This window comes from Brevibacillus sp. FSL K6-2834 (assembly GCF_038592925.1).
Taxonomy (GTDB): domain Bacteria; phylum Bacillota; class Bacilli; order Brevibacillales; family Brevibacillaceae; genus Brevibacillus; species Brevibacillus borstelensis.
This window is the reverse complement of the sequence record NZ_CP151945.1, coordinates 1,939,926-1,966,812: the sequence shown is the minus strand read 5'-3', so window position 1 is coordinate 1,966,812 and position 26,887 is coordinate 1,939,926. Positions and strand designations below refer to the sequence as shown.

24 protein-coding genes are annotated in these 26,887 nt (G+C 52.3%); 4 read left to right on the top strand and 20 right to left on the bottom strand.

The genetic code is table 11. The features are described from left to right. Nucleotides 1-144: 144 nt before the first annotated feature. From NST96_RS09660 to NST96_RS09625, 8 genes are all read right to left on the bottom strand, one after another. On the bottom strand, nucleotides 145-2,316 hold the full coding sequence (locus tag NST96_RS09660) for a bifunctional (p)ppGpp synthetase/guanosine-3',5'-bis(diphosphate) 3'-pyrophosphohydrolase (protein ID WP_003387567.1): 2,172 nt from the start codon (nucleotides 2,314-2,316) through the stop codon (nucleotides 145-147). Between the two features lie 412 nt (nucleotides 2,317-2,728). Then, the gene (gene ltrA, locus NST96_RS09655) at nucleotides 2,729-3,994 is read right to left on the bottom strand and encodes a group II intron reverse transcriptase/maturase (protein ID WP_024985202.1); all 1,266 of its coding nucleotides are present in this window, start codon (nucleotides 3,992-3,994) and stop codon (nucleotides 2,729-2,731) included. 590 nt (nucleotides 3,995-4,584) lie between these two features. After that, nucleotides 4,585-5,097 carry an adenine phosphoribosyltransferase gene (locus tag NST96_RS09650; protein ID WP_003387568.1) on the bottom strand — a complete coding sequence of 171 codons (513 nt, stop codon included), beginning with the start codon at nucleotides 5,095-5,097 and terminating at the stop codon, nucleotides 4,585-4,587. 13 nt (nucleotides 5,098-5,110) lie between these two features. Next, the gene (gene recJ / locus NST96_RS09645; protein WP_122958163.1) at nucleotides 5,111-7,468 is read right to left on the bottom strand and encodes a single-stranded-DNA-specific exonuclease RecJ; all 2,358 of its coding nucleotides are present in this window, start codon (nucleotides 7,466-7,468) and stop codon (nucleotides 5,111-5,113) included. 67 nt (nucleotides 7,469-7,535) lie between these two features. Then, a complete protein-coding gene (locus tag NST96_RS09640; protein WP_339167682.1) occupies nucleotides 7,536-8,456 on the bottom strand; it encodes a cation diffusion facilitator family transporter in 921 nt (306 codons plus the stop codon). 76 nt (nucleotides 8,457-8,532) lie between these two features. Then, complete coding sequence (secF, locus tag NST96_RS09635; RefSeq protein ID WP_003387571.1) at nucleotides 8,533-9,474, bottom strand: protein translocase subunit SecF; 942 nt, start codon at nucleotides 9,472-9,474, stop codon at nucleotides 8,533-8,535. Beyond that, nucleotides 9,464-10,702: a protein translocase subunit SecD gene (gene secD, locus NST96_RS09630; protein WP_003387573.1), complete on the bottom strand. Its 1,239-nt coding sequence runs from the start codon at nucleotides 10,700-10,702 to the stop codon at nucleotides 9,464-9,466. Before secD ends, secF begins: the two co-directional genes overlap by 11 nt. Before the next feature lie 247 nt (nucleotides 10,703-10,949). After that, complete coding sequence (locus NST96_RS09625) at nucleotides 10,950-11,177, bottom strand: post-transcriptional regulator (RefSeq protein ID WP_003387574.1); 228 nt, start codon at nucleotides 11,175-11,177, stop codon at nucleotides 10,950-10,952. A 97-nt stretch (nucleotides 11,178-11,274) separates the two neighbouring features. Between NST96_RS09625 and spoVB the strand changes: the two genes are divergently transcribed. Further along, a complete protein-coding gene (spoVB, locus tag NST96_RS09620) occupies nucleotides 11,275-12,861 on the top strand; it encodes a stage V sporulation protein B (RefSeq protein WP_031932373.1) in 1,587 nt (528 codons plus the stop codon). Between the two features lie 15 nt (nucleotides 12,862-12,876). On the opposite strand, the gene NST96_RS09615 is transcribed toward spoVB, so the two are convergent. Further along, nucleotides 12,877-13,593 carry a DUF421 domain-containing protein gene (locus tag NST96_RS09615; protein WP_031932372.1) on the bottom strand — a complete coding sequence of 239 codons (717 nt, stop codon included), beginning with the start codon at nucleotides 13,591-13,593 and terminating at the stop codon, nucleotides 12,877-12,879. A gap of 84 nt (nucleotides 13,594-13,677) precedes the next feature. Then, nucleotides 13,678-14,655: a magnesium/cobalt transporter CorA gene (corA, locus tag NST96_RS09610; protein WP_003387578.1), complete on the bottom strand. Its 978-nt coding sequence runs from the start codon at nucleotides 14,653-14,655 to the stop codon at nucleotides 13,678-13,680. A gap of 130 nt (nucleotides 14,656-14,785) precedes the next feature. Here corA and NST96_RS09605 point away from each other — a divergent pair, with 130 nt between their 5' ends. Continuing rightward, nucleotides 14,786-15,157: a TIGR04086 family membrane protein gene (locus NST96_RS09605; RefSeq protein ID WP_003387579.1), complete on the top strand. Its 372-nt coding sequence runs from the start codon at nucleotides 14,786-14,788 to the stop codon at nucleotides 15,155-15,157. 87 nt (nucleotides 15,158-15,244) lie between these two features. On the opposite strand, the gene yajC is transcribed toward NST96_RS09605, so the two are convergent. The 9 genes from yajC to NST96_RS09560 all read right to left on the bottom strand — a co-directional run bounded on the left by yajC (nucleotide 15,245) and on the right by NST96_RS09560 (nucleotide 22,797). After that, on the bottom strand, nucleotides 15,245-15,556 hold the full coding sequence (yajC, locus tag NST96_RS09600; RefSeq protein ID WP_003387580.1) for a preprotein translocase subunit YajC: 312 nt from the start codon (nucleotides 15,554-15,556) through the stop codon (nucleotides 15,245-15,247). A gap of 11 nt (nucleotides 15,557-15,567) precedes the next feature. Further along, a complete protein-coding gene (tgt, locus tag NST96_RS09595) occupies nucleotides 15,568-16,698 on the bottom strand; it encodes a tRNA guanosine(34) transglycosylase Tgt (RefSeq protein WP_243014549.1) in 1,131 nt (376 codons plus the stop codon). Between the two features lie 87 nt (nucleotides 16,699-16,785). Further along, a complete protein-coding gene (gene queA / locus NST96_RS09590) occupies nucleotides 16,786-17,814 on the bottom strand; it encodes a tRNA preQ1(34) S-adenosylmethionine ribosyltransferase-isomerase QueA (RefSeq protein ID WP_003387582.1) in 1,029 nt (342 codons plus the stop codon). Between the two features lie 38 nt (nucleotides 17,815-17,852). Next, nucleotides 17,853-19,934, bottom strand: coding sequence for a SpoIID/LytB domain-containing protein (locus NST96_RS09585; RefSeq protein WP_024983966.1), 2,082 nt, complete (start codon nucleotides 19,932-19,934; stop codon nucleotides 17,853-17,855). A gap of 193 nt (nucleotides 19,935-20,127) precedes the next feature. After that, nucleotides 20,128-20,346, bottom strand: a complete 219-nt coding sequence (locus tag NST96_RS09580) for a DUF2905 domain-containing protein (protein WP_171506119.1) — start codon at nucleotides 20,344-20,346, stop codon at nucleotides 20,128-20,130. Then, on the bottom strand, nucleotides 20,343-21,344 hold the full coding sequence (ruvB, locus tag NST96_RS09575) for a Holliday junction branch migration DNA helicase RuvB (protein WP_003387585.1): 1,002 nt from the start codon (nucleotides 21,342-21,344) through the stop codon (nucleotides 20,343-20,345). The genes NST96_RS09580 and ruvB overlap by 4 nt, the downstream gene beginning before the upstream one ends. 4 nt (nucleotides 21,345-21,348) lie before the next feature. After that, complete coding sequence (ruvA, locus tag NST96_RS09570) at nucleotides 21,349-21,966, bottom strand: Holliday junction branch migration protein RuvA (RefSeq protein WP_243014538.1); 618 nt, start codon at nucleotides 21,964-21,966, stop codon at nucleotides 21,349-21,351. After that, nucleotides 21,963-22,463 carry a crossover junction endodeoxyribonuclease RuvC gene (ruvC, locus tag NST96_RS09565; RefSeq protein WP_003387588.1) on the bottom strand — a complete coding sequence of 167 codons (501 nt, stop codon included), beginning with the start codon at nucleotides 22,461-22,463 and terminating at the stop codon, nucleotides 21,963-21,965. Before ruvC ends, ruvA begins: the two co-directional genes overlap by 4 nt. Before the next feature lie 142 nt (nucleotides 22,464-22,605). Next, nucleotides 22,606-22,797, bottom strand: a complete 192-nt coding sequence (locus NST96_RS09560; RefSeq protein ID WP_003387589.1) for a hypothetical protein — start codon at nucleotides 22,795-22,797, stop codon at nucleotides 22,606-22,608. Between the two features lie 60 nt (nucleotides 22,798-22,857). Here NST96_RS09560 and NST96_RS09555 point away from each other — a divergent pair, with 60 nt between their 5' ends. Beyond that, nucleotides 22,858-24,048, top strand: coding sequence for a hypothetical protein (locus NST96_RS09555; RefSeq protein WP_339167676.1), 1,191 nt, complete (start codon nucleotides 22,858-22,860; stop codon nucleotides 24,046-24,048). Nucleotides 24,049-24,108: 60 nt separating this feature from the next. Here the strand turns inward: NST96_RS09555 and NST96_RS09550 are convergent, their stop codons facing one another. After that, the gene (locus NST96_RS09550; protein ID WP_003387591.1) at nucleotides 24,109-24,678 is read right to left on the bottom strand and encodes a BofC C-terminal domain-containing protein; all 570 of its coding nucleotides are present in this window, start codon (nucleotides 24,676-24,678) and stop codon (nucleotides 24,109-24,111) included. Nucleotides 24,679-24,869: 191 nt separating this feature from the next. Here NST96_RS09550 and NST96_RS09545 point away from each other — a divergent pair, with 191 nt between their 5' ends. Beyond that, entirely contained in the window at nucleotides 24,870-26,858 is a 1,989-nt protein-coding gene (locus NST96_RS09545) for a bifunctional 2',3'-cyclic-nucleotide 2'-phosphodiesterase/3'-nucleotidase (RefSeq protein ID WP_342406141.1), read from the top strand. Nucleotides 26,859-26,887: the final 29 nt, after the last annotated feature.

Sequence of the window (26,887 nt, the reverse complement as noted above, 5' to 3'; positions counted from 1 at the left end):
AGCAGCAAAAACTCCTTCCAGATCATTCATCTTGCAGTACCAAAGGCTTGTCTCGATGGTATCTTTCTAAATTGCTCGCCCGTAGCGCTGGGTACTGTCCTTTGCTTACACCAGAACGAAACAAGAACACCCGATCTTGTGGGATCAGGTGCTGAGAATCCGTCGGACGGAATAAATGTCCTTGATGCGCTTGATGCGCTCGACCACTTTGTGCAGGTGATCGATATTGCTGATAGAAATCGTCATGTGAATGGTGGCTACCCGATTTTTGTCTGCTTTGCCGCTGACCGCAGAGATATTCGTTTTCGTCTCTGCCACGACCTGCAAAACATCGTTCAGCAGGCCGCTTCGATCCTGACCGGTAATCTCGATATCCACATGGTAGTTATGCTTGAAGTCGGTATCCCACTCCACATCGATCAACCGTTCCATGCACTCTTCCGTCAGGACGTTGGGACAGTCCTTGCGGTGAACGGAAACGCCTCTGCCCCTGGTGATAAACCCGATGATCTGATCCCCAGGGACCGGCGTACAGCAGCGGGAAATCCGCACCAGCAGATTGTCGACGCCCTTTACCTTGACGCCCGACTCGCTGCGGCCTGTTGACTGCGCAGGAGCTGGCTTGTATTCCGGCACAGGCGGATTTTGTTCCTCCCGCTCTTTGCGCAGCTTGTCGATCAGCCTGGTGACGATCTGGGAGGCTGTGATTCCGCCATAGCCCACAGCGGCGAACATGTCCTCATGGCCCTGAAAGTTGAAGCGGGTTGCAGCTTCCTTCAAATTCGCATCGGTCATCGCATCCTTGAGATCGTAGCCTCTGGCCTTGATTTCGGCCTCGACCATCTGCTGTCCTTTGGCTACATTCTCTTCCCGCTTTTCCTTTTTAAACCACTGCTTGATTTTGTTTCGGGCGTGAGCCGATTTGGCGATCTTCAGCCAGTCCTGGCTCGGGCCGTACGAGTGCTTGGACGTCAAAATTTCCACGATGTCGCCCGTCTTCAGCGAATAGTCGAGCGGCACAATTTTGCCGTTTACCTTCGCCCCGATCGTCCGGTTGCCGACGGCGGAGTGGATGCGGTAAGCGAAATCGAGCGGCACAGAGCCTTTCGGAAGCTCGACCACGTCCCCTTTTGGAGTAAAGACAAACACCGTGTCGGAGAAGAGATCCTGTTTCAAGGACTCCATAAACTCCTGGGCGTTTGGAGCCTCCTCGGAGCCCCCTTCAATAATCTCCCGCAGGTTCCCGAGCTTCTCGGCAAAGGAGCCCTGGACGACACTTCTGCCTTCCTTGTAGGCCCAGTGCGCTGCGATCCCGATCTCCGCCGTCTGGTGCATATCCCATGTGCGAATCTGCACTTCCAGCGGCTCGCCTTTCGGACCGATGACAGTCGTGTGCAGCGACTGGTACATGTTTGCTTTCGGCATTGCGATATAATCCTTGAAACGGCCGGGCATCGGCTTCCAGAGCGTGTGGACGATCCCCAGAACCGCGTAGCAGTCGCGAATGTCATTGACGATGATGCGAAGCGCGAGAAGATCGTAAATCTCGTTGAACTGCTTGTTTTGCTTCGTCATCTTCTTGTAGATGCTGTAAATGTGCTTGGGACGGCCGGATATTTCGGCTTCGATGTTCAGTTCCTTCAGCTTATCCTTGATTGTGTCTGCAGCTTCGTTGATGTAGGCTTCCCGTTCGGTCCGCTTTTTCTGCATCAAATTGACAATGCGGTAGTATTGCTGTGGATTGAGATAGCGGAGCGATGTGTCTTCCAATTCCCATTTCACGGAAGCGATCCCCAGGCGGTGAGCCAGTGGAGCAAAAATCTCCAGTGTTTCATCTGAAATTTCCCGCTGCTTCTCCTCTGACATATGGCGGAGGGTCCGCATGTTGTGGAGGCGGTCAGCCAGCTTGATCATGATCACACGGATGTCCTGGGCCATCGCGACCAGCATCTTGCGGTGATTCTCGGCCAGCTGCTCCTCCTTTGACTTGTATTTGATTTTATCGAGCTTGGTCACGCCGTCAACCAACAAAGCTACTTCTTGGCCAAATTCGCCCTGAAGATGTTCGAGCGAAACCTCGGTGTCTTCCACTACATCATGCAAAAAGCCGGCAGCAATCGTTACCGCATCCATGTGCAGCTCTGCCAAAATGCCAGCAACCGCAATGGGATGCATGATGTAAGGAACGCCCGATTTGCGCACCTGGCCTTCATGGGCTTTCTCTGCCAGCTGGTACGCGCGCGTAATCAGATCCAGGTCCGCTTTGGACAAGTAACTGCCTGCTTTTGTGAGTACTTCATTAATGCCGGTGCTCATAGTTCCTTCCCTTATCCTCTCATTAGAAAACCTGGCTGAGCCAAGCTTTTTTTGCGAAGCCTTAGCCTGCGAAGTACGGGACGTGCGGGTGTACGGCATAGGGCAGGAGTGCGCTCTTTTTCGCTGCTCATGCCGATAACCGGTAACAATCTTGATACGTCCGATCGTATAAAAAAAGCTTCATCGGAAGCTCACGGAGAAGCTGACGTTATTACGTGCCGCTTGTGCTCCCCTCACTGTTGCACAAAGGGGAAAAGATGAAAACTGTCTATTTATCCTATTATCTTGTATGTCCATTGTAATGTAAAGGTGATTCTCAAGGGAAAGTTTGCAGGATGGCCAATCGAGTAGGAGGGGGCGACTAACCCCCGTCCTCTCACACCACCGTACGTACCGTTCGGTATACGGCGGTTCACCAAGCTTGACGAATTTGAGAATATCGTTGCACTAAGCTTTTCAGCCCTTGTTGTTGCCAGTAGGCAATGCCGAGGGCTTTGTGTATATGCGGAGATTTTGTGGTACGCCATGCACCCTTGCGGGTATTTGCAATTTCAATGGCTTTTACGTGAGATATGCCAAGAGAACGAAGTTCTCGATATCTGGTTCTCACGCGTTTCCACTGCATCCACAAACAAAGACGGAGCCTGCGCCTTGTCCATTCCTCAATGGATTGTAGAATGCCCTTCGCGTCTGCAAGGGCGAAATATCCAATCCAGCCCATGAGGTACTGATTTATTCTTTCAATCCGCTTCTCCATCGAGATGCTCCACACCGGATTCGTGATCGTGCGGATTTTCTCTTTTAGCTTGAGGAGGGATTTGGGGTGGATGCGAATCCTTGTCTGTTTTGCAAAGGTAAAACTAAAGCCCAAGAATTTTCGTTTCCATGGTCGGTCTATCGCGCTTTTCTCCTCATTTACTTTTAGCCTTAGTACCTTCTCCAAGTGGTTTTGAATACTCTTCTTTACTCGTTCCCCTGCCCGTTTTGTTTTCACGTAGATATTACAATCGTCTGCGTAGCGGCAGAAACGGTGGCCTCTCTTTTCGAGTTCCTTGTCCAAATCATCAAGTAGGATATTTGCCAAAAGTGGGCTTAACGGCCCACCTTGCGGTGTTCCTTCACTTGATGTTGTACAGACGCCATTTATCATGATCCCCGCATTCAAGTAGGAACGAATCAGTCTTAAAATTCTCTTGTCCTGAACTTTTCGAGCCACACGGCTCATTAGAATATCATGATTTACGCGATCAAAGAATTTCTCTAGATCGATGTCCACCACGAAACGATATCCTTCGGAGATATACGCTTGCGCTTTCCTTACTGCCATGTGAGCGCTACGTTTTGGACGGAACCCATAGCTAGATTCCGAGAAGGTGGGGTCGAAGATCGGCGTTAACACTTGGAGGATGGCCTGCTGAATAAAGCGGTCTACCACGGTGGGAATGCCTAATAACCTTACACCACCGTCAGGTTTCGGGATTTCGACTCTGCGAACAGGTGAAGGTCTATAGGTTCCCCTTTCCATCTTCTCGCGGATGGCTTGCCAGTGTTCACGTAGATAATCGCGTAGTTGTTCGGTTGAAACACCATCGACTCCACCGACACCTTTGTTTTCCTCCACTCGTTGGAGTGCCATCCGTAAGTTTTCCCGTGATAAGACTTTTTCCAGCAAATCCATAATGATGTTCCTTCCTTCGCACATGCGGACTCCGTGCTTGCTGTACGATACTCAGCCCTCTTTTGTACCCTCGGGGCTTCACCCCTGCTCTTCAAAAGTAGTTCCTTGACAGAATTCTGCTTCGACGTACCGTATCAAAAGACATGGATCGCATGCTGGCTTGATGTTCGGCCCTTCCCCATTCAAGCGTCCTCTACTCGGGTACTATGGCCTCTGCTGACTTCTGCATGTTCAGCGTCTCCTTACGGAGACGGTTACCAACAGTTGAAGGCGTTTCATGCAGACCTCCCCAGGTAAGAACGATAACTTTCATCCCATGTACCTGCCCAAGTTTACTACTGTATCCCTTGGCTGTATGGGGCTTTGTCTTGTTTGGCAGACTCGCCCGGATACAACAGCCTCAAATTGGGTTCGTGTACCTCAGGTCGGGATTTTGCCGCCGGCTTCCTTCAGATTCGACCTCGCGGTCGACACCCTTGCCTTGAGCTAACGGTTGGTACAGCCAACCCCCGTTCGGGACTTTCACCCTATAGCTATCGCCCATGCTGGGCGCACAAAAACAAAAAAACGGGCATTGCGCCCGTCTTTGCTTAATACTGTACAAGGGTTTTGACTGGAATGTCACCCAGTTTTTGGCGGCCATCCAGATAGGAAAGCTCGATGAAGAAGGCTGCACCTACCACGATTCCTCCCAGCTGCTCAATCAGTTGAATCGTCGAGGTGATCGTTCCTCCTGTCGCCAGCAAATCGTCGGCAATCAGCACGCGCTGCCCGGGCTGGATCGCATCCACGTGAACGGCGAGCGCATCCTTTCCATACTCCAGGTTATACTCTGCCTTGATCGATTCGTACGGCAATTTGCCCGATTTGCGGACCGGCACAAAGCCGACACCAAGCGCATACGACAGCGGAGCACCGACGACAAAACCACGTGCTTCCGGACCCGCGATCACTTCGGCATTCACTTCCTTGGCAAAAGTGGTCAATTCCTCAATCGCCGCTTTATAGGCTGGGCCGTCCTTTAACAACGTAGTGATATCCTTGAAGCGAATACCCGGTTGTGGATAATCAGGAATCACGCGAATGTACGATTTAAAATCCATGAAAAAATTCCTCCTACGCGGTGGTCGCTGCCACCTGCTGTTGAAAATGAGTTACCAGTGAATCGTACGAAGAGAGCAGCAGTTCCGTTACCAATTCGCTTTCTTCTTTCCACTCCATATACAGGCGGGAGCTGTCGAGCGGACGCTTCGCTGCTTGGGCGTTGAGCCTGATGGCCCCTTCCTCCATTGTAATGAAGTCCAGCTCTGCGAATACGGCGAGCATCCCTTCCAGTACATCCCGCTTCAGCTTCAACCTGCGTGCCATCGCATCCAGATGAATTCGCTGCACCAGGGGAACCTGCATGAAAAATTGATAGACGAGTTTAAATTGTTCGCGGCCCGGACAGGAGATCCGCTCAAGTCCGAGGTCAGGGTCCCCGAACAAACAGTAAATCCGCTCCGCCCGCTCCAGATACGCCACCGCACCAGCGAGATCGCTGCGGGTCTTGGGCAGATCGTAGAGAATCACATTCGATCTGGCGGCGGGATTGGCAGCGTGGTTCGGCGAGAGGTACAACAAGCTGTCTGTGCTGCCTCCGAGCGCAGCGACGGGGAACAGCTCCTCGTAGCTTTCCTGCCGAAACATGATCGTCAATGTCTCGCTGCTCTCCTGCAGCTTCCGCCACTTGTCGAGCTTATCTCTGCAGCCGCGCCAATCAAAAATTTGACGGTGAGGCACAGCGATATCCCGGATGGTGATTTGCGGCTTCCGGTTTCCGTTCCATTCATTTACCGACATCTCGCCTAGCACCTGGTAACGTGCTTTCGGCGTCACCTGGGAAACAATATGGGCCCAGTTGAAGCCGATCGCATCGATCTGGCAGGCATCCTTCACCAGCGAGCACTTCAAGTGGGTATCGTCCCGCCCGATCGTGCGCATGCCCGAGGCCTCCACATCGTTTACCAGCACCAGCGGCGTCGGATTGCCCATCCCGAACGGGGCCAGCAGCTCCAATTGTTCGGCAGTCTCCAGTGTGATTTCCGGCATTTCCAGGGCGACATCCACTTTCGTCAACGGAATCAAATCTTCGTCCGTCAGCCATTCGAATGCCAGTTTATTTAGCTGTTTGCGAAAAGCCTCCAGGTTATCCACAGGCAGTGTCATCCCTGCTGCCATGGTGTGCCCGCCGTAATGGGGAAGCCACTCTTTGCAGGCTGTCAAAGCCTCATACATGTCAAAGCCGGCAATGCTTCTCGCCGAGCCCTTTGCCGTCCCTTTTTCCGGATCGATCCCGAGGACGATTGTCGGTCGGTAAAATTTTTCTACCAGTCGTGAAGCCACAATCCCGACTACCCCTACATTCCAGCCTTCCTTGGCGACGACCAGCACCCTGTTTTCATCCAAAGGGTACTTTTCCAAGACCATACTGATGGCTTCATCGGTCATTTTCTGGACAAGCTCCTGCCGCTCCCGGTTCAACTCATCCAGCTGCTGGGCTGCCTCTTCCGCTTCCTGACCATCCTCTGTAGTCAAGAGCTTCACGGCCGCTTCTGCCGTCTCCAGACGTCCTCCCGCATTCAGTCTCGGTCCCAAGGCAAAGCCGACATGGCCGGCTGTGAGCTTTTCGGCATCCGCCAAGCCGCTTACTTTAATCAATGCCTGCAAACCCGGATTGCGGGTATGATTCAAGCGCTGCAGACCGAGTCTTGCCAAAATCCGGTTCTCATCCACCAGCGGCACCAGGTCGGCAATCGTCCCGAGCGCAGCCAGATCAACCAGATCGAGCGGCGGCTCCTCCAGCAATGCATGGGCCAGCTTGAAAGCGACGCCCACGCCTGCGAGCATGTCAAACGGATAAGTGCATGCAGGCTGCTTCGGATTGATCACGGCAAATGCCTCCGGGATAACCTCCGGAGGTTCATGGTGGTCCGTCACAATGACGTCCAGACCGAGTTGTTTGGCAAAGTCGACTTGCTCCACGGCACTAATACCGGTATCGACGGTAATGATCAGCTTGAAGCCCCTCTCGTGAATCTGAGACATGGCCTCCTTATGTAAGCCGTATCCTTCCGTGAAGCGGTTGGGAATATAGTAATCAAACACGGCGCCCATCCGTCTCATCAAATGAACCATGAGCGATGTCGAGCTGACCCCGTCTGCATCGTAATCTCCGTAAATACAGATCGGTTCCTTGCGCTCGATGGCCTGACGGATTCGATACACGCTGCTCTCCATCCCGTACAGGGCAAACGGATCGTGGAAGAGCTCGGGGCCCGCTTGCAGAAATTCTTTCGCACGCTGGGGAGAATCGATTCCACGAATCGCGAGAAGCTTGGCTACCAGCGGAGCCAAACCACACTCACGGGCGATCAACTCTGCCAGCTCATTATCGTACGCAGCCAGTTGCCAGCGTGTTTTCGCTCTCAGCATAGGCCTTCCTCCAATCCTCATTCATTATAGAGGAAAGTGTGGGAGGCTGACAACAACAGAAAGCGCTTTATTCTCTCATGCCTACCGTACGGTCTGCGGGCTCGGGATCGTATGGATTTACATGAATGAATACATCACGGACATCGGGAAAGCGGGAGAGCAGTGATTGCTTCACTTCTTTCCCAATCCTGTGTCCTTCTTCCACCGTGATGTGAGGGTCGACACCGATCTTTACATCGACAATCTGATAATGGCCGTGCTCTCTGGCGCGGAGCGAGTCAATCCGCATCACTCCCTCGACCGCTTCGATGGCGTGGCGCAGCTCGACGGTCTGGTCTTCGTGGAGAACGTGATCCAGCGCGTTGTGAATAGACTCGCGCATGATCTCGTAGGCCATTTTCAAAACGAGGATGGAAACAAAAATACCGGCAATCGGATCGAGATACAGCAGCCAGGGAAGATCGAAGCGTCCACCCAGTATCGCTCCTCCGATGCCGACCAATGCAGCAAAAGATGAAAACACATCGGATCGGTGCTCAAAGGCATTGGCAATCAAGGAGGGGCTGTTCAATTCTTTTCCCAGCTTGTATTTGTAGCGGAACATCCATTCCTTAACCAGCATCGAGCCGACCGCCGCCCAGACTGCGATGAAGCCAGGGGGCTCCAATGGCGAAAAAAGCGACTTGACCGATGCAGACCCGATTTCAAAGCCGACCACTGCAAGCAGCACCGAAACGATAATCGCGGCGATCGATTCCGCTTTTCCGTGTCCGTACGGGTGATCCTCGTCAGGCGGGCGTTCTGCCGCCTTCAGGCCGATCAGAACAGCCACCGAACCGACGACGTCAGATGCAGAGTGTACAGCGTCAGCGACGAGAGCTTGCGACTTGGCAGCCATGCCGATGACCAATTTGGCAGCAGCTAATGCAATGTTGCCGATGATTCCGACCCACGCGCCAAACTGGGCTTTCGCCAAACGATTGTCCATTCCCTACTGCCTCCCGTTATGGGGATTTGTCTTGAGAGTAAAAAACCGCGGGGGGATTCCCCGCGGTATCATTCAATCAGCTCTCTGTTGGAGCCGGAGAAAGACGTTTTTTTGCCAATTCCCGTTTTTTCAAGGTAACCCATACTTGTGCAGCCACGAAGATGGAGGAGTACGTACCGCTCACCAGACCGAAGATCAAGGCCAGGGAGAAGTTGCGAATGCTCTCGCTACCCAATACGGCAATGGCGACTGCAGTCAAGAAAACTGTCCCTACCGTAAAGACGGAGCGGCGCATCGTCTGCCACAGGGAGACGTTGACCAGATGCTCCAGATCCTCAACCGTTTTGGACTTCATTGTTCTTAGGTTTTCCCGAATCCGGTCAAAAATTACGATCGTATCGTTAATCGAGTAACCGACGATCGTCAAAATCGCCGCGATAAACGTCAAGTCCACTTCCAGACGGAATACCGAAAACAGCGCGATCGGGATGAAAACGTCGTGGATCAGACCGATGATGCAGGCGATCCCAAAGAGAAACTGGAACCGGATCGCGATGTAAATGATAATGCCGATCCCGGCGACGGCGACGGCAATCGCCGCTTTTTGCACCAGCTCTCTGGCGATGCTCGGGTCAACGGTAGCCTCTTGCTTGGATACCTGGTCGCCGTATTTCGCTTTCAATGCGCTCTCCAGCTTCTGCAATTGATCGGCCGGAATCGTGTGGTCAAAACGCGTTTGCGCCTGATCCTGCTTGTCTCCGTATTTGGTTACTGGAGTAAATACGGTGTTGGGCACGTTTTCTTTAATAAGCGTTTCGATGTCGGCAGTCTGGAATTCCTTGCCAACGTAAATATCCAGACGTGTACCGGATTTGAAGTCTACGCCGAGGTTCAATCCCATAACCAGCATGCAAATCAAACCGACGATCAAAATCGTTGCGGAAAGCATGTAAAATTTGCGTCTATTCTTTACGATGTCAAACTTGATGACATCCTCGTGTTGTCGTTTAGAGCTCACCGATTTCACTCTCCTTTACACCGAACCAAACAGGCTTTTTAATCAAGTTGGCTCGGACGAGCAGCCCCAGAAGCAAACGGGAGCCAAATACGTTGGTCAGCAGGCTGACGATAATCGTCATCGCAAGCACGACCGCGAAGCCTTGGATGGAGCTTGTACCAAAGTAGAAAAGAACACCGGTAGCGATCAGCGTCGTAACGTGTCCATCGAGAATGGTAATCAATGAACGGCGTTCACCCGCACGGAATGCAGACAAAATCGTCTTGCCAGTGCGAATCTCCTCTTGAATACGCTCGTAGGTAATGATGTTGGCGTCGACCGCCATCCCTACGGACAAAATAAAGCCGGCAATACCAGGCAAGGTGAGCGTGGCATCCATCCAGTCGAGCACGACGATACTCAAATAGGTAAACGTCGCCAGCATGATATTGGCAACCAAGCCAGGAAGGCGATACACCACAAGCATAAAGACAAAGATCAAAGCCGCGCCTACATAGCCGGCGTTAATTGTTTTTTGCAAAGCGAGCTTACCGAGAGACGCACCTACAGAAGTAACCTGCTTTTCAACCAGTTTCGCAGGCATTGCGCCGGAGTTCAGCAAATCTGCCATTTCCTGTGCCGATTCCACTGTGTAGTCGCCGGAGATTTGTGCACTGCCGCCTGTAATGACGGTTTGAATAACCGGATTGGTCATCATCGTCTCATCCAGGTAAATCGCCATATGTTTATGCAGATTTTCCCGTGAGATTTGTTCCAGCTTTTTCGGATCGGAGATCTTCAGGGTGACGACTGGACGTTTCAGTTCATCATAGCCAACCCCTGCACCGCCGGGAGCCAGGTCGCTACCCTTCAAAATAATCTTGCCCTGCTCATCGCGGAACGTCAGTACTGCCGGTTTTCCGATCAATTCACGAAGCTTGTCCTGATCGGCAGCCTGTGACGCGATCTTTACGCGAAGGCGGTTGGGAAGCTCGGTTTCAATGACGGGTTCCGCCACTCCCCCGATGTTGATCCGCTTCTCGACCATACGCGCGGTCGCTTTCAACAGCTCGATATCCACCTTTTGGTTAGCCTCCATCGGCTCTACCACGTAGAGGATCTCAAAGCCGCCCTGCAAGTCCAAACCAAGTGTGATCTTGCCTGCCACCTGTGTAGTTGTCGTGGTCATCAATGTTGCCAATACCCCCACGATAACCAGGAACAGGAGGAATCTTCCCCATTTAATCATGTAGTAATACCCCTCTTTCCTTCCAGGGTTCCGTCGGTTGACGCGAAACCAATATGCCCATTATAGCGAAGTAAGAAAAAACGTGTCAATTTTTGTAGGAAAGCGGAACCATGGTAACCAACCCCTCGTTTAGCAAATAGGTTCCTATTTGCACATCCGCAATGAAGGGTTCGCCGAACGGACTGCCGTGTCGGGACCTGTTACACATTGCTTTCTCCCTCTACGAATAGACAGCAAAAAAGTTTCATTAGGAATTTTTGTACATCTGCACCATCAGGTAATTCATGTATTTATTCGGCTTTAAAGACAAAATGTCATTTACCAGCTGATGCAGCGGCGGCTCCTGCTTGTACGTGCTGACTACACACTCCCAGATGTCCTTTGGCCCTACATTTTCATACCCCAGAAGTCCGAATTCCTCTGCCTTGCTCTCGCATAGGCTGGCTACCTGCGCATACCAGTGATGCATCTCCATCTGCAATCCCCCTTTAAAGTAGTCATGCCGCTGGCGGCACGTCCATATTCTTATAGTGCACACTGTTCTTGAAATTTCGGCGGTAAAGGAGCCTGCCATGAGACAGTCTTTCTTATACGGAACCATTATCCTGATCATTGCCGGCGGCGTCACCAAATTGCTCGGTTTCGCCAACAGAATCGTGCTCTCCCGCATAATCGGGGCGGAAGGGATGGGGCTGTACCAGATGGTCGTCCCGCTGCTCTACTTCTTGATCACCTTGACGACCTTCGGCATGCCGGTTGCTATCGCAAAGCATGTGGCCGAGACGGAGGCGGCGAGCGACTCCCGCCAATCCAGGCGCTTTCTCATGCTTGCACTCGGTGTAACCGGAGCGATCAGCCTGGTGTTGTGCATCATTCTGTTCGCCTTTTCCGGCCCGATCGCCCGCCTCTTTTTTACGGATCCGCGAGCACATGTAGTCTTGCTGGCTGCCATACCGGTCATTCCCATCTCAAGCATCTCCATGGTATTGCGCGGCTATTTTCAAGGGAAGCACAACATGACGCCTACAGCTGTTTCCCAATTGGTCGAACAAATTTGCCGCATGGCGCTGGTCGTCGTCATGACCATCTCTTTTATGCCGCTGGGGATTCAGTATGCTGCCGCTGGCGCGGTAGGAAGCATCGTCTTTGGCGAGGCAGCAGGCTTTTTGTACATCCTCTGGCAGTATCGGCGGGCTACACAGAAAACGGCCGCACAGGTATGGGAACGCCCTCTCCTGGCAGCCATGGTTAACAGCCGAAACAGTTTGCGCCAACTGTTGCACGTTTCGTTTCCTGTTACGATGAGCAAGCTGATCGGCTCGATCGCCTATGTGATGGAGCCGATGATCGTCCCGTTTGCCCTCGTCTTGGCCGGGCTCTCTACCTCAGCCGCCACCGGCTTGTACGGACAGTTTGCAGGAATGGCTGTGCCGCTGCTGCTGTTTCCCACTTTTCTTACCTATTCCTTGTCCGTGTCGCTCGTTCCTGCTGTCGCAGAGGCCGCCTATCAAAAAAATGCTCCGCTCGTGCATCGCCGCATCTACCAAGCGATGCGGATTTCACTGGTGATCGGAGCACCTTGTACTGTCTTGCTGTTTATTTTTGCCGAACCTCTTTCCGGACTGCTCTACGGTGAACATCAATCGGAGGTTGGCATCTTGCTGAAGGAATTGGCCCCGTTTTCCGTGTTTCTCTTCTTTCAGGCGCCTCTGGCCGCCGCCCTGCAAGGACTTGATTTTGCCCACGTCGTGTTTCGCAATACACTGATCGGAGCTGTCGTCAAGACCGTGGCGATGTTTGTCTTTACAGCCAGACCCGAGTTTGGAATTCATGGCGCTGTCATTGCGACTAATATCGGCATTACACTAGTGACATTTCTGCACATTGCCAGCCTGGTAAAGAAAATCGGGTTTACGGTAGACATTGTAGAGATGGGCAAAATCGTCACGGCTATGTTTGCGATGGGCTACGCCGGCTCCTACATGGCTTCGCACTGGTTTGCCGACGTTTCCGTTGGCCGCCTGCTGTTGATCTGTTCAGTGGCCAGTATGCTTTTATACCTTTTGCTGCTTGTCGCTTTCCGGATTTTGGGGAAGCAGGACGTACGCCGCATTCCGTGGATCGGGGAACAACTGGCCGTCTTTTTTCCACGCCGCTGACACACGCGTTGGCGGCTACTGTTTTTTCTGCTTGTCTTTTTTATCCAGGTACATGATGCCCCGCTCGTCGATACTGCAAAATGAGACATCCCGGATATCCTTGATCCCGTATTTGCGAATCTCCCGCTTCAGCCAGAGCTCGTTTTGTCCGATTTTACGCAGAGCTTCCACACGTACTTTGCCGTCCAAAATAAGCGGTATCGGCAGTCCGGTGAAGGTTACGGGGCCTTTTGGCGGCGGATCGGGCAAGTTCAGGTCCTCGCGGGTCAACGGGTGCTTGGACTGCTTGGGAAAAACGCTCATTTGGCCGGTCGGCTCCATCACAGCAAACTCGACATCCGCCAGATTCTTGATATTTTTTTGCCGCAGATGCACCATCAGATCGTCAAAGTTGAGCCGATTTCTCCTCATGGCATCCTCGCGAATTTCTCCGTTCTCGATAATCAGATCGGCAGAGCCGTCTATGACATCCCGGACTTTTTTGCTCTTCAGTGAAAGCCAGGAGATTACGATCTCCAGCAAGCAAATCAACAGCATCGGTATATAGAACAAACTGGCCTGTTTGTCAATCTGTTCAATAGACAAGACAGCCATCTCCGCCAGCATGATGGAGATGACCACATCGAATACGGAGAGCTTCCCCAGTTCCCGTTTTCCCATCAGGCGAAGCAGAACCAAAATGAAAAAATACGAGAACATGGTGCGCATGAGCGCCGTTGGCAATTCTTCCATGGAAGTCGACCCCCTCACGCAGAGATTTGTCTATAGTCTCCGCGGGAGGTTCATCAACTATAAGCTCCAAATTTGGCTAATGCCCTACAGCCACTTTCGCTTGCGGAAAATGTGCAGCATGACAAAGGTCATCGCAATCATGACAGTCAAAGCTACAATCAGCATGTACGGCTCGGCCGCTTCACCAAGCCAACTGAACGTATTCATTCCGAAAAGGCCGGTAATAAAGGTCAGCGGCAGGATGATGGTCGAGATAATGGTCAAAACCCGCATCGTCTCGGTTGTTTTTGCGCTAATGATGGTGTAATAGGTATCGAGTGCACCATTTACCAAATCGCGAAATGTCTCGGTAGAGTCTGCGATCCGCTCCAGGTGGTCAGTCAGGTCAGTGTAGAACGGAACGTTTTCCTCGGAGATGTCAAACGAATAGCGCCCATTGACATTGGCAAAAATTCGTTTCTGCGGCAGAATCACACGGCGGATCAAAATAATTGTCCGCTTCAGCGCCAGGAACTCCTCCGTGATCTCCTCCATCTGGTGGTCAAAAATTTCGTCTTCCAACTCGTCAATACGCACGCTGATACGATCCATAATCGGGAAATATTCATCGGTAATCCCGTCGACAATGGCATACAGCAAATAATCCGGACCGCGATTCAAATAGGAAATATTGCGGTGACAGATCGAAGCGATCCTTCCAATCGTATTCATCGGCGACTTGTGGATCGTGACGATATAGTTGGGCCCGAGAAACACGTTCAGTTCTACCGTTGTAATTTCGTCGTCGCTTTCTTCATTGTATCGCAGAGCGTGAAACACGAAGAAGTAATAATCATCGTATTTATCCACCTTTGCACGTGGGCTTACGTGCAGGCAATCCTCAATAGCCAGCGGGTGAAACTCAAAAATTTTGGCGATATACTGCAGCTCGTTGTTTCCCACATCGTACAGATCGATCCAGAGCAGATCCTCCGGCGATTTCAGGAATTGGTCTTTCTGGCTGAGGTCCACATCATGAAACATCTTCTGTTCCGAGTGGTTGTAGAAATAAGTTTTGATCATGTTTTCTCACCCCCGTCTGGTTCCTCATCCATTCTACGAAAATTCTTCATGATGTTCAACGCGAAGATGAATACCCGGGTCAAGCCTTTCATATAGATGGTACAAACGTGACGAGTAAGGAGGGTTATCCTTGCGGAGTGCTTCCACTTCAGTCTTTGCTGGTCTTTTGTACACGCTTGGTCTGGTCTTGCTGGGCGCCTTGATGGCTGCCTTACTTCTCTCTTTCACATCCATACGCGAAAGCTCCCTGCCCTATTTCACTTATGTGATCAATGCGATCGGGCTTTTGGTCGGCGGATACGTCACCGGACGCCGTTGCGGCGGCAAAGGCTGGTATTATGGCGGTCTGACAGGACTCTTTTATTTCCTGCTGGTGATCCTGATCGGATTTCTCGGTTTTGATGCCCCGATGCAATGGGGGACCTTTTTCTACCTGATTGGCGCTTTTCTGCTGGCATCCTTTGGCGGGATCATGGGGGTCAACTCCACCTCGAAGCGGTAAAATGGCTTGCATGCAAACGAAGGCGCAAAAAAGAGGGCAGCTCCACGTCTTGTACGGACTTGGAGTACCCTCTTTTTCCTTTGCCATCTATGCTTTCGACTCTTCCTTCGCTTCCTTGGACTCGGAAGCCGGCTCATTGCTGCTGGATACCACGTTGTTTACGGCGCCGCGGTCAAAAGTGACATGTACGTTGTGCGCGATACGCAGTGTAACGGTGTCGTCAGAGATATCCTGAATCGTTCCGTGCACACCGCCGATTGTCACAACCTTGTCCCCTTTTTTGATGGAAGCAAGCATCGCATTACGCTGTTTTTGCCGCTTCTGCTGCGGACGAATCAGCAGGAAATAAAAAATCACAAACATGATGATAAGGGGTAAAAATTGTTGTAAACCTTCCATGGGAGTCCTCCTTAAAAAGATCTATCTTCACTCAATCCATATTGAGCGAAAAACTGGTCTCGAAAATCGCCGAGGCGGTCTTCGGCAATCGCCTGGCGAACCTCTTTCATCAGGTTCACCAAGAAGTGCAGATTGTGATACGTAGTCAGCCTGATGCCAAACGTCTCTTCTGCCTTCACCAAATGACGGATATAGGCGCGGGTGTAGTTCTTGCAGGTGTAGCAGCTGCAATTCGGATCGAGTGGCCCGAAGTCCCGGGCATACATGGCATTGCGGATCACAAGCCGTCCCTGGCTCGTCATGCATGTCCCATTTCGCGCAATCCGCGTAGGCAGAACGCAGTCGAACATGTCAATGCCTCGCATCGCTCCCTCGATCAGGGCATCAGGTGAGCCTACCCCCATCAGATAGCGAGCCTTGCCAGTCGGCAGCAGCGGAACCGTATGCTCGAGAATCTCATACATCAACGGGAACGGCTCACCGACACTCAGTCCCCCGATCGCGTACCCGGGAAAGTCCATCGATACGAGATCGCGAGCGCTTATCTCCCTCAGATCCTTGAACATGCCGCCTTGCACAATCCCGAACAGGGCTTGCTCATTTGGGCGGGTATGCGCTTTCAGACAACGCTCAGCCCAGCGGCTCGTTCGTTCCATTGATTTTTTCACGTAATCGTACTCGGCCGGATACGGGGCACATTCGTCAAATGCCATGAAGATGTCGGCACCCAGGGCATTTTGAATCTGCGTGGCCTCCTCCGGACCGATAAACAGCTTTTCTCCGTTCAGATGGGAACGGAAGGAGACGCCTTCCTCCGTAATCTTGCGCAAATTGCTCAGACTAAAGACCTGAAAACCGCCCGAATCGGTCAATATGGCGCGATCCCAGTTCATAAAGCCGTGCAATCCTCCTGCTTCCCTGACAATTTCATGTCCGGGACGCAAGAAAAGATGGTATGTATTGCTGAGAATAATACCGGCCCCGAGCTCTTTCAGTTCCTCGGGACTCATGGTTTTTACGGTCGCTTGTGTACCCACCGGCATAAATACAGGAGTGTCGATGGTCCCATGCGGCGTATGCAGCTTCCCGAGGCGGGCCCCCGTTTGCTTGCAGGTTTTGATTAGTTCGTAGCGGACAGCCAAATTATGTACACTCCTCAAGAATGTAATTCCTTCCTATTATATAGAAACTGGCTCCTGAGCACAAGAAAAACCGGGCTTTCCCCGGTTTTAAATCAGCAGCATGGCATCGCCGAAGCTGAAGAAGCGATACTCCTCTTTGACAGCGGCCCGGTAGGCGTTCATGATATGATCCCGTCCTGCCAAAGCGCTGACCAGCATGACAAGGCTTGATTTGGGCAAATGGAAGTTGGTCAAAAGACCGTCGATGATTCGGAAGCGGTAGCCCGGGTAAATAAAAATGTCCGTCCATCCCGATTCGGCAGCAAGCTTGCCGTCATGAGCCTGTCCGACCGTCTCGAGCGTCCGGCAGGATGTCGTTCCGACCGCGATCACCCGCCTTCCTTCCGCCTTGGCGGCATTGACGATTTCAGCAGTTTTTTGCGGAATCTCGTAGTACTCGCTATGCATGACGTGTTCTTCCACGAGATCGGCTGTCACCGGACGAAAAGTGCCTAAACCGACATGAAGCGTAATGTATGCGATTTGCACTCCCTTTTCTTCCAGCCGTTTTAGATACGCTTCCGTAAAATGCAGCCCTGCTGTCGGAGCCGCTGCCGAGCCCCGCTCCTTGGCATAGACTGTCTGGTACCGCTCCTGGTCGTCCAGTTGGGCGTGGATGTATGGCGGGAGCGGCATCGAACCGAGCTGATCCAGGATCTCGTAAAAGATTCCCTCGTAATGAAACCGGACGATTCTGCCTCCCGTCTCTGTCACGTCCTCGCACACACAGCGCAATTGCCCGTTGCCGAACACAACCTCCGTGCCCGGTTTCACCCGCTTGCCCGGCTTGACCAGCGTTTCCCAGCGGTCTTCTCCAAGCGATTTGAGCAGCAGGACCTCTATTTTTGCACCTGTGTCAGCCTTCTCCCCGATCAGGCGCGCAGGGAGGACACGACTGTCGTTCAAAACGAGCACGTCTCCCGGATTCAGGTAGTCGATCAATTGGGTGAATTGACGGTGAGCCAGCTCTCCTGTTCGCTTGTTCATGACGAGCAGGCGCGAAGCAGTTCGATCCTCCAGCGGATGCTGGGCAATTAATCGTTCAGGCAACTCAAAGTCAAATTGTTGTACGTCCACAAGCTCTTACTCCTCGTTTGTCAGTTGTCGTATCTATTCTAGTACTGTTCAATCGAAATGTCTTGGTAGTAGTGTTGCAAGATTTGCCGATAGTCATACCCGCTCTCGGCCATCGCTTTGGCACCGTATTGGGACACGCCCAGACCGTGTCCATAACCGGTCCCGCGGAACAGGAACATCTGCTGCTTTGTCGCGACCCGCCACTCATTTGAACCGTTTAAAATGAGGAACTGGTCATTGTATCCATTGGCAGACGAAGCGTAACCATCGGCTCCAATCGCCATGACGCTCCCGTATTTGGGATAGGCAGTAGTTTTGCCGCCAGCGCCCAACACTGTAAATGTCCCCGTCTCTTCCACGTCGAACTTTGTGCTTCTCAATGCCGCTCCGCCTTGCTGGAAAATGGAACGGTGGGCATCCGGGGAAGAGACCTTCAGCGGGCGGCCGTTGGCTTCCATTTCCAGCACCCTGCCGGATGGTCCGCGCTCTGTAACACGCAAGGTCTGTACGACACCGCTTATGCGCGGCCCTTTGTTTTTGTCCTGGCTGGCATTGATCATTGCGGTCACCTCTTCAGCCGTGTAAGGCCCCCGTATCCAGCTGTAGGCATTTTCCTCCGGTTCTTCTGTTACGATTGTAACGCTTGTCCCTGCGGACAGGGAGGTCAACACCCGGTGATAAGCGGTACTCGGGCCGGAGCGCAGGTTGATGCCGTCACCAGTCACGACAGCCTCTTTCAGCCCCAGTGCGTTGGTTAAGCCGGTTTCCCGGACGAGATCGCTGCGGATAAACCCGAAGGTCCCGTCACCGAGCGAAACCTGGTACCATAATGCCGCCTTTTCCAACGGTTCCGTATCATCGCTCATGACCGAACGAATGTAAGGAACCTCATTTCCCCATACTTCCGTGCCGTCAGCGGTCAAACCTCCGGCATTGGAATAAAAGAGCGATTCGGCCACCTTGCCTTTATAGGTAATGACCTCTCCTTCGGTTTCGTCCACAGCTTTGCGGATGTCTTTGGACTCTTTGTCAAATCCGTAATACGCCTGCTCAAAGACTGTATCAGAAAGGTTCGCAATTCCGTACTTGTTCCCCTGGCCGACCGCTCTCGTCCGAGCCAGGACGGCCTGTGTTTTCAAAGCCTCCAACGGCCAGCCCGGCGCCATCTCCGAGCCAACTACGCCGTATAGATATTGCTCCAGAGGCAGTTCGTTGACAACCGCCATATTGCCTTTGTATTCCGAGAGTTCAATTTTCCCGCGATACTTTCGGCCATCCCGCTCCTCCACCTCGATTAGCGATTGGGAGCCCCCTTTCTCCGGCTTTACAGTCAGTGACGCCTGCGGAGAAAAAGCGTATTTCCAGACTGCTTCCGAGCCAAGCATGTCTTTTTTCAGAACGACATAGGACTTGCTGGCCGCCTCTTGATAGGAAAACCCGGGAAATGCGGATGCGGCTTTATTCGCCAGCTTTTGCACCGCATCTTTGCTTACCTCGTCCCCCAACCAAACGGCGTAGGACAGCTTGCCGCCATCGAGCAAAATGACCGGATAGGCGGATATCCCGGTAGAGGACAGGGCGGTTTGCCAGTCCTGCGCTTCTTTCAAACTGCCGAATCTCCCTGCTTCCACTCGCATCGGCCCTTTTACCACCGGCTGCTGACCGGTAGCTTGCGCGATTGACTTGGCTTGCGCCGAGGCCGCTTGCAAGGTGTCGTAGGTGCCGCTGACTACTTGGTACATCCGTTTGCCGCCTTGCTCGCTTTGCTGGATGGCGGCGTCTATCTTTCGCTGACTCAGTTGCTGAGCAACCTGCTGAGCCCGGTTGAGATCGCTTGTTTCGATTGCCTGCACATGATATTCATCTACCCGTACCCTGGCTGTATCTCCTGTCAAGGCCGGCAGTTTTGCAGCCCCGTCTTTTGTTCTCATGGATACTTCCAACCCGCCAGCCGCTGTCAATGTCACCGAAGGAACCACTCCCCGGTACCCCTGTCCATTATCAATAAACAGCGCAACCCGTATCGTATCCCCGGCTGCATCGGCCGGTATCTGCACCGCCAGTAGCGAAACCGATAACAGGCCCGCTGAAAGGACTTTTCCAATCTTCCGCTTCCACATGACGTCTTGTCCTTCCTCTCACCTGAATTGTTGAAAAGTCGAATTTTGGCATGAACTCCCATGTTTTTCGACAAAAACAGGCCATTTCCTGCCCAGACTGTACAATTTAGGTCCTCGGATGCAAGTCATGCGTGCATCTGCACATAGCAATGAACCCGCGTCAACGAGAACGCGGGCTTTTCGCATCTATTCCTCATTTAAACAAGCGAAACAAATAGGAAGCCAATGTTAGCACGATACTGATCACAATGCAGCTGACGACCGGAAAGTAGAACTTGAAATTCTCTTTTTCGACCACGATGTCTCCAGGCAGACGGCCCAAAGGCAAAAATCGTCCCCCGATTTGCCACAAAAGGCCAACAACAATCAGTACAGCCCCTCCGATGATGAGCAGTTTGGCTACCGGATTCATGTTTTTTTCATCTCCCGACCGAAATGTTCATAGGCGGCTGGTGTGGCGACGCGCCCTCTCGGCGTTCGCTGCATGAAGCCGATCTGGAGCAGGTAGGGCTCGCAGACGTCTTCAATCGTTTGGCTTTCTTCCCCGATCGTAGCGGCGATCGTGTCAAGGCCGACCGGTCCTCCATCAAATCTGTCGATGATGGCGAGCAGCAGCTTGTGATCGATATGATCCAGCCCGCAGGCGTCCACCTGCAGCCGCTCCAGCGCTTCCCTGGCGATCTGGGCCGTCACGACGCCGTCGCCTTGTACTTGTGCAAAGTCCCGGACACGTTTTAACAGGCGATTGGCCACACGCGGGGTTCCACGTGAGCGCTTGGCAATCTCGGCGGCCCCCTCCTCGCGAATCCCGATCTGCAGGATATCGGCGGCCCGGCTGACGATAAACGTCAATTCCGGCACTGTGTAAAATTCCAGGCGGTTTACCACCCCGAAACGGTCGCGCAGCGGTGAGGAAAGCATCCCGGCACGTGTGGTCGCACCCACGAGCGTAAACGGAGGCAGATCCAGGCGGACACTGCGGGCACTCGGCCCCTTCCCGATAATAATATCGAGCGCAAAGTCCTCCATCGCCGGGTACAATACCTCCTCCACGCTTCTGTTGAGGCGGTGGATCTCATCGATAAACAGCACGTCGCCTTCCTGAAGATTGGTCAGGATTGCCGCCAAGTCTCCTGGCCGTTCAATCGCCGGTCCTGACGTTGTCCGGATGCTGACACCCAGCTCGTTGGCGATAATCTGTGACAACGTCGTTTTCCCCAAGCCCGGCGGCCCGTAGAGCAATACGTGGTCAAGCGCTTCTTTGCGCATCTTGGCCGCTTCGATAAACACCTTCAGATTATCTTTCGCTTGTTGTTGACCAATATATTCATGCAAATAACGAGGGCGAAGACTGAGCTCTGCCGCATCCTCCTCCCAGTTCATTTGTGTCGTAATGATGCGCTGGTCCACTTCGCTACCCCCTCATAAACAAGGCAAGCCCCTGTTTGATTAATTGCTCGACCCCTGCGCCATTTTTGGCCGCTTCCGATAGCGTTCCGCGCACTTTTTGGATTTCCAGGTCTGAATAGCCCAACGCCTCAAGCGCATCCACTGCCTCCTGCAGAGCAGAAGCGGCTGTTTCCCCGGCCTTGAGCTCTGTCGCAGCTACTGTCTGGAAGGCGGAAGGTGTAAAGGCGGTGAGCTTATCCTTCAGATCGAGGATGAGCCGCTGGGCGGTTTTCTTCCCAATCCCCGGGAATTTCGTCAAATAAGCGACATTTTCCTGTTGGACTGCCATGACGATTTGTTCAGGAGTCGCTGCGGCCAGAATCGCAAGGCCGCCCTTGGGACCGATCCCGGAGACATCCAGCAGCTTGCGGAACAGGTCCCGTTCCTCCCTCGTAAGAAAGCCGTACAGCAGGATGGCATCCTCACGAACATGATGATGGGTGTAAAGCTTGGTCCTCGCCCCCTCGAACCGAACAAAATGATAGGGGTTTGGACAAAACAGGCGGTAACCGATCCCCCCCGCTTCCACCACGACAAAGTCAGTATCCAGATAGGCAAGCGTGCCCTCCACAAAATCAATCATTTCCGTACTCCTTCCGCAAGGGAAATAAATGTTCGAAATTGCGCATGGGTAATGGCAATTCCCAAAGCATCGGCCACGTCGTCCGGTTTTGGCGTTTCCTTCAATCGAAGCAGCATTTTGGTCATCTCCTGTATCTGCTTCTTCTCTGCTCCTCCGTATCCGGTAACAGCCTGCTTTACCTGCATCGGCGTATATTCGTATACCGGGATACCCGCCAACTCGGCCGCAAGCAGGATGACTCCCCGCGCCTGGCCTACTGTAAAGGCTGTCGTGACATTTTTGTTGAAGAACAGTTTTTCTACTGCCATCTCATCCGGTTTGTATGTATCGAGCAAGGTTTGCATGGCCTCAAAGATTTGCCTGAGTCTGAGCGGAACCGACAAGCCCGCCTCTGTCTGGATGCTGCCGTATTGAACAGGCTTCAACTGATTGCCTTGTTTATCTATCACCCCAAAGCCGACAATCGCAATTCCGGGGTCAATCCCGATGATGTGCATGGCTCACAACTCCATGTAGTTTTGATTTCTGTCTTTTACTGTACCATAAAGGACGGAAAAAGCGAACGTGCATTTCCATCTTGGTCTGCATTCGTCACACGAAAAAATCCGCCCCGGTCTGGGGCGGACTTTGCGGCGGCAGCTAGTGTTTGTTCATTCCAAGCGCATCAGCCTCGTCATGCTGCATGTGTGCATATTCATCCACATCATTTCGCATCTGTTCCTGGATCTGGTTGATCTGACGATAGTTCAGCTTGTTGTGCCCCTGGTTTAATTGAACGTACAAACGCTGATGGAACTGGTCTTTGTAGCTTCCTCTCGGCATCGAAGACATGCTGAAAGACTCCTCCTTGACCGCCGCTTGACATCAGTATGGGGAAAGATGCCTCTTGTTATGATGGCAAAAATTTGTCCCTGCCTCGCTTGCAATGGATGCACACTCTTATCCTCTCTGGCGCAAACTAAGACAAGAAAAGGAAAAGCTTCTCGCCTGGAGGTGGCCAACCTGCTTCGTTCTCTGCTGTTTTTGCTTTTATCCCTAGCTTTATCCTTTACTCAGCCTGCCGCAGCTGCTGCCAAAAAACGCAACGAAATGACCATCAGCGTCAGCGTCTCGCCAAACGCCGCTTTTGTTTCCCGGCTCGCCGTTGAACAGAAGAGCGGGTTGGCTCGGGCAATCACGCATAGTCCGACAGGCAATCCTGCCCAGGAGCCTTATCCTGTACGGGCTACTGTGCAAATTGGCGCGGATTCGTACCTGCTTGGCTTCGACAGCCTGTTCTACGATCGGAAGCGAAAAAGGGCTGTGCGTCTCTCCCCGAAAACGTTCGGGCAACTCGATTCATATGTATCCCTGCTGGAAGCCAGGCACTATGGAAGACCGACGCCCTGGAGCGAGGCTCGCCAAGAATTCAAGCGCATGAGCTATGCGACTGTGATTGATCTGGAGACCGGCAAGAGCTTTCGCGTACAGCGGCGGGCAGGAAGCAGGCATGCCGATGTGCAGCCCCTTACCCGTGAAGACACACTGATCATGAAACAGATTTATCAAGGGAAGTGGAGCTGGAAGAGACGGGCCATTCTGGTCCGGGTCAACGGAAAGCACTACGCGGCTTCCATGCACGGCATGCCTCACGGAGCAGGAGGGATCCCGGGAAACCAGTTTCCTGGCCATTTCTGCATCCATTTTCAAGGAAGCTCCACCCATCGAAAAACCGAACCGGATCCGGGTCACAGCTTGATGATACTGAAAGCGTCCGGAAAGCTGTACGAAGCCATTCAAACAGCCGACCCGCGGCAATTGGTCGATTATTTTCTGACCTCCTTGCACGAGCACGACTTCTTTTCCCTCAAAGTAGCGGCTGGTCCATACCCGCTGCCTCCTTTTTTGGAGAACATCGACTCCATCAAGCGGCAAAATGAGCTTGATCAGTGGCATGACGATGCCTCGCTTACTGCCGAAATCCCTGTTCGCGTCTCCTTTTTTTACCGGCAAGGACCTGAACAAAAAGAACTGTGGACCTTTTCGCTGGTCCGCTTGTCTCCGCTTGACCCGTGGCGAATCTGCAGCATAACAGCAGAATAAGCTTCCCGCATTTCCTCCCAGAAGAAAAAGAAGGCTCCCCTTGTTGCAAGGGAAAGCCTTCTACTCATTTCCTGCACCGATCTGGAACTCGCCAAAAGTGGACAGGACGCTGTTGTACTCAGCCAGGTCGCGGACGCGGATGCCTTTTTTGAGTGAAGCCACCTGTTCTTTCGACAGCCTTGCCTCCATTTTTTCCGTATTAATCCGGTAAAACGTCTGGACGACTTCCGCCTCCTCTGGCAAGCCGTTGAACAGCGTTAGCATCCCGTCCTTGGATATTCCGAAGTGGCCGTTCTCCTTGCACTCGGGCGCAATATCGTTCTCGCGCTTGTACAAAATCAGCTTGTCCGCCTCGGCCGCCACGATCTCCGAGCCATTATGCGCAGCCAAGGTTTGCGCCAGCTCGTTTCGCGGAATCTGGGAGACTTCTTCTTTTTTGACACCGCACAGATACGTTTTCGCCAGAACGACCTGATAGCTGTTGCTCATCGCCCCTACGCTTTCGGACGATTTGAGAAAAAGCAGTCCGTCCTGCTGTTTTCCAAACATATTGTCAAGCAAAACGCCTCCTGCCAAACCAGCTGCCAGAGCAGCAGCCCACGACGTGTAGATCATCCACTGCCGTCTCATTTTTCCATAGAACCCCTTCTGCCTCGTTTTCCTACCATTTTGGCCGAAATGGAAGAAAAGCATACCCTCATTCCCCAACATTCCCATCTTTACGACAAATTCACAAAGGAATTTCTACCATTTCCTTTCATTCGATGATAAACTGGCTGTGATTGTCATATTTTTCTTTATTAATGGAGGAATGCTAATTTATGAAAAAGGTGAGCACAGGCAAGCTTGTCGGTTGTTTACTGACTGCATCTCTAGCTGTCGGCGTACTGTCCTTCCCGTACAATACGGTAAGCGCAAATGCGGAAGCTACGCTTAAACTGCGTCTCCTGGAAACGACTGACCTTCATACCAACATCGTCAACTACGACTACTACCAGGACAAGCTGACGGATGAATTCGGACTGGCAAAAACCGCAACACTGATCAAAGCAGCTCGTGACGAAGCAAAGAACTCCATGCTTTTCGACAACGGCGACCTGATCCAGGGCAATCCTCTTGGTGATTATGTAGCCAAGATTGAGCCGCTGAAAGATGGACAAACCCACCCTGTATACAAAGCCATGAATCTGTTGAACTACGATGCGGGGAATATCGGAAACCATGAGTTCAACTTCGGGCTTGAACACCTCCAGCGCAGCCTGAAGGGCTCCAAATTCCCGTATGTAAATGCAAACGTTTACGTAGATGACAAGGACAAAAATCCTGACAACGACAAAAACTACTTTACGCCTTACCTGATCCTGGACCGCACCTTCAAGGATGAGGCCGGCAAAGACGTGAAGCTCAAGGTCGGCGTGATCGGTTTCGTGCCTCCGCAAATCATGAACTGGGATAAAGAGAACCTGCAAGGCAAAGTGATTGCCAAGGACATCGTGGAAACTGCGAAAAAATTTGTTCCGGAAATGAAGAAAAAGGGTGCCGATCTGATCGTCGCGATCCCTCACTCGGGCATCGGACCGGTAGAAGCGGGCCCTGGCCTGGAGAACGCCAGCTACCAATTGACCAAAGTAGACGGCATTGACGCCGTTCTGTTCGGCCACTCCCACTCTGTATTCCCGGGAGCCGGCTTTGAAAACATCCCTGGCGTAGACAACGAAAAAGGGCTGATCAACGGAAAACCGGCAGTCATGCCCGGATTCTGGGGCAGCCATCTCGGTGTGATCGATCTCACGTTGAAAAAGGAAAATGGCAAATGGACTGTAGCTGAAGCTACTACCAAAGCGGTGCCTATCTATGACAAAACAGAGAAAAAATCGCTTGCTGATGCAGACCAGAAGATCGTCGAAGCGGTGAAGGAAGATCACGATCACACGGTCGCATGGGTGCGCTCTTCGGTAGGTACCACAACCTCCCCCATCTTCAGCTATTTCGCTTTGGTACAGGATGATCCGTCCATCCAGATCGTGACCAATGCACAGAAATGGTTCGTAGAGAAAAATATCAAAGGAACGGAATACGAAAACATCCCTGTCCTGTCTGCGGGTGCACCGTTTAAAGCAGGCGGCCGCAACGGAGCCGCTTACTACACGAACATCCCTGTTGGTACGATCGCGATCAAAAACGTGTCCGACCTGTACATTTATCCGAACACGCTGAAAGGCGTACTGGTCAACGGTGCCCAATTGAAGGATTGGCTGGAGCGCTCCGCCGGTCAGTTCAACCAGATTGACGTGAAGAAAACAGAAGAGCAACCGCTCATCAATGAAGCATTCCCGACTTACAACTTTGATGTGATCGACGGCGTAACCTATCAAATCGATGTAACCCAGCCGTCCAAGTTCGACCTTGAAGGAAAAGTGGTCAATCCGAATGCAAACCGCATTAAAAACCTGCAATACGAAGGAAAGCCAGTCAAACCGGAGGATAAATTCATCATCGTCACCAACAACTACCGCGCGAATAACGGCGGGAAATTCCCGGGCGCTGATGGTACTACCATTGTCATCGACTCTCCTGACGAAAATCGTCAAATCGTGATCGACTATATCCTTAGCCAAAAAGAAATCAACCCGGCTGCGGACAACAACTGGTCCTTCGCTCCGGTGAAAGAAAAGGTAAACGTAACCTTTACCACCTCTCCGGATGCAAAACCATTTGCGGAAAAAATGCCTCATCTGAAATACCTGAACACCTTGGAAAGCGGATTTGCGAAGTTCAGCATCGATCTTTCCAAAGCAGGCTCCAAATAAGCAGGAGCGGCTTTTATACGGCACCTTCG

Coding starts and splice junctions, on each gene's coding strand:
- NST96_RS09545 (WP_342406141.1), top strand. CDS start 24,870: ATGAAAAAGGTGAGCACAGGCAAGCTTGTCGGTTGTTTACTGACTGCA.
- ltrA (WP_024985202.1), bottom strand. CDS start 3,994: ATGGATTTGCTGGAAAAAGTCTTATCACGGGAAAACTTACGGATGGCA.
- ruvC (WP_003387588.1), bottom strand. CDS start 22,463: ATGCACATCATCGGGATTGACCCCGGAATTGCGATTGTCGGCTTTGGG.
- NST96_RS09555 (WP_339167676.1), top strand. CDS start 22,858: ATGATGGCAAAAATTTGTCCCTGCCTCGCTTGCAATGGATGCACACTC.
- yajC (WP_003387580.1), bottom strand. CDS start 15,556: ATGGAAGGTTTACAACAATTTTTACCCCTTATCATCATGTTTGTGATT.
- NST96_RS09625 (WP_003387574.1), bottom strand. CDS start 11,177: ATGGAGATGCATCACTGGTATGCGCAGGTAGCCAGCCTATGCGAGAGC.
- NST96_RS09640 (WP_339167682.1), bottom strand. CDS start 8,456: ATGGACAATCGTTTGGCGAAAGCCCAGTTTGGCGCGTGGGTCGGAATC.
- NST96_RS09580 (WP_171506119.1), bottom strand. CDS start 20,346: ATGAATCCGGTAGCCAAACTGCTCATCATCGGAGGGGCTGTACTGATT.
- secD (WP_003387573.1), bottom strand. CDS start 10,702: ATGATTAAATGGGGAAGATTCCTCCTGTTCCTGGTTATCGTGGGGGTA.
- NST96_RS09550 (WP_003387591.1), bottom strand. CDS start 24,678: ATGAGACGGCAGTGGATGATCTACACGTCGTGGGCTGCTGCTCTGGCA.
- spoVB (WP_031932373.1), top strand. CDS start 11,275: ATGAGACAGTCTTTCTTATACGGAACCATTATCCTGATCATTGCCGGC.
- NST96_RS09615 (WP_031932372.1), bottom strand. CDS start 13,593: ATGGAAGAATTGCCAACGGCGCTCATGCGCACCATGTTCTCGTATTTT.
- NST96_RS09650 (WP_003387568.1), bottom strand. CDS start 5,097: ATGGATTTTAAATCGTACATTCGCGTGATTCCTGATTATCCACAACCG.
- NST96_RS09660 (WP_003387567.1), bottom strand. CDS start 2,316: ATGAGCACCGGCATTAATGAAGTACTCACAAAAGCAGGCAGTTACTTG.
- NST96_RS09585 (WP_024983966.1), bottom strand. CDS start 19,934: ATGTGGAAGCGGAAGATTGGAAAAGTCCTTTCAGCGGGCCTGTTATCG.
- ruvA (WP_243014538.1), bottom strand. CDS start 21,966: ATGATTGATTTTGTGGAGGGCACGCTTGCCTATCTGGATACTGACTTT.
- corA (WP_003387578.1), bottom strand. CDS start 14,655: ATGATCAAAACTTATTTCTACAACCACTCGGAACAGAAGATGTTTCAT.
- NST96_RS09560 (WP_003387589.1), bottom strand. CDS start 22,797: ATGTCTTCGATGCCGAGAGGAAGCTACAAAGACCAGTTCCATCAGCGT.
- recJ (WP_122958163.1), bottom strand. CDS start 7,468: ATGCTGAGAGCGAAAACACGCTGGCAACTGGCTGCGTACGATAATGAG.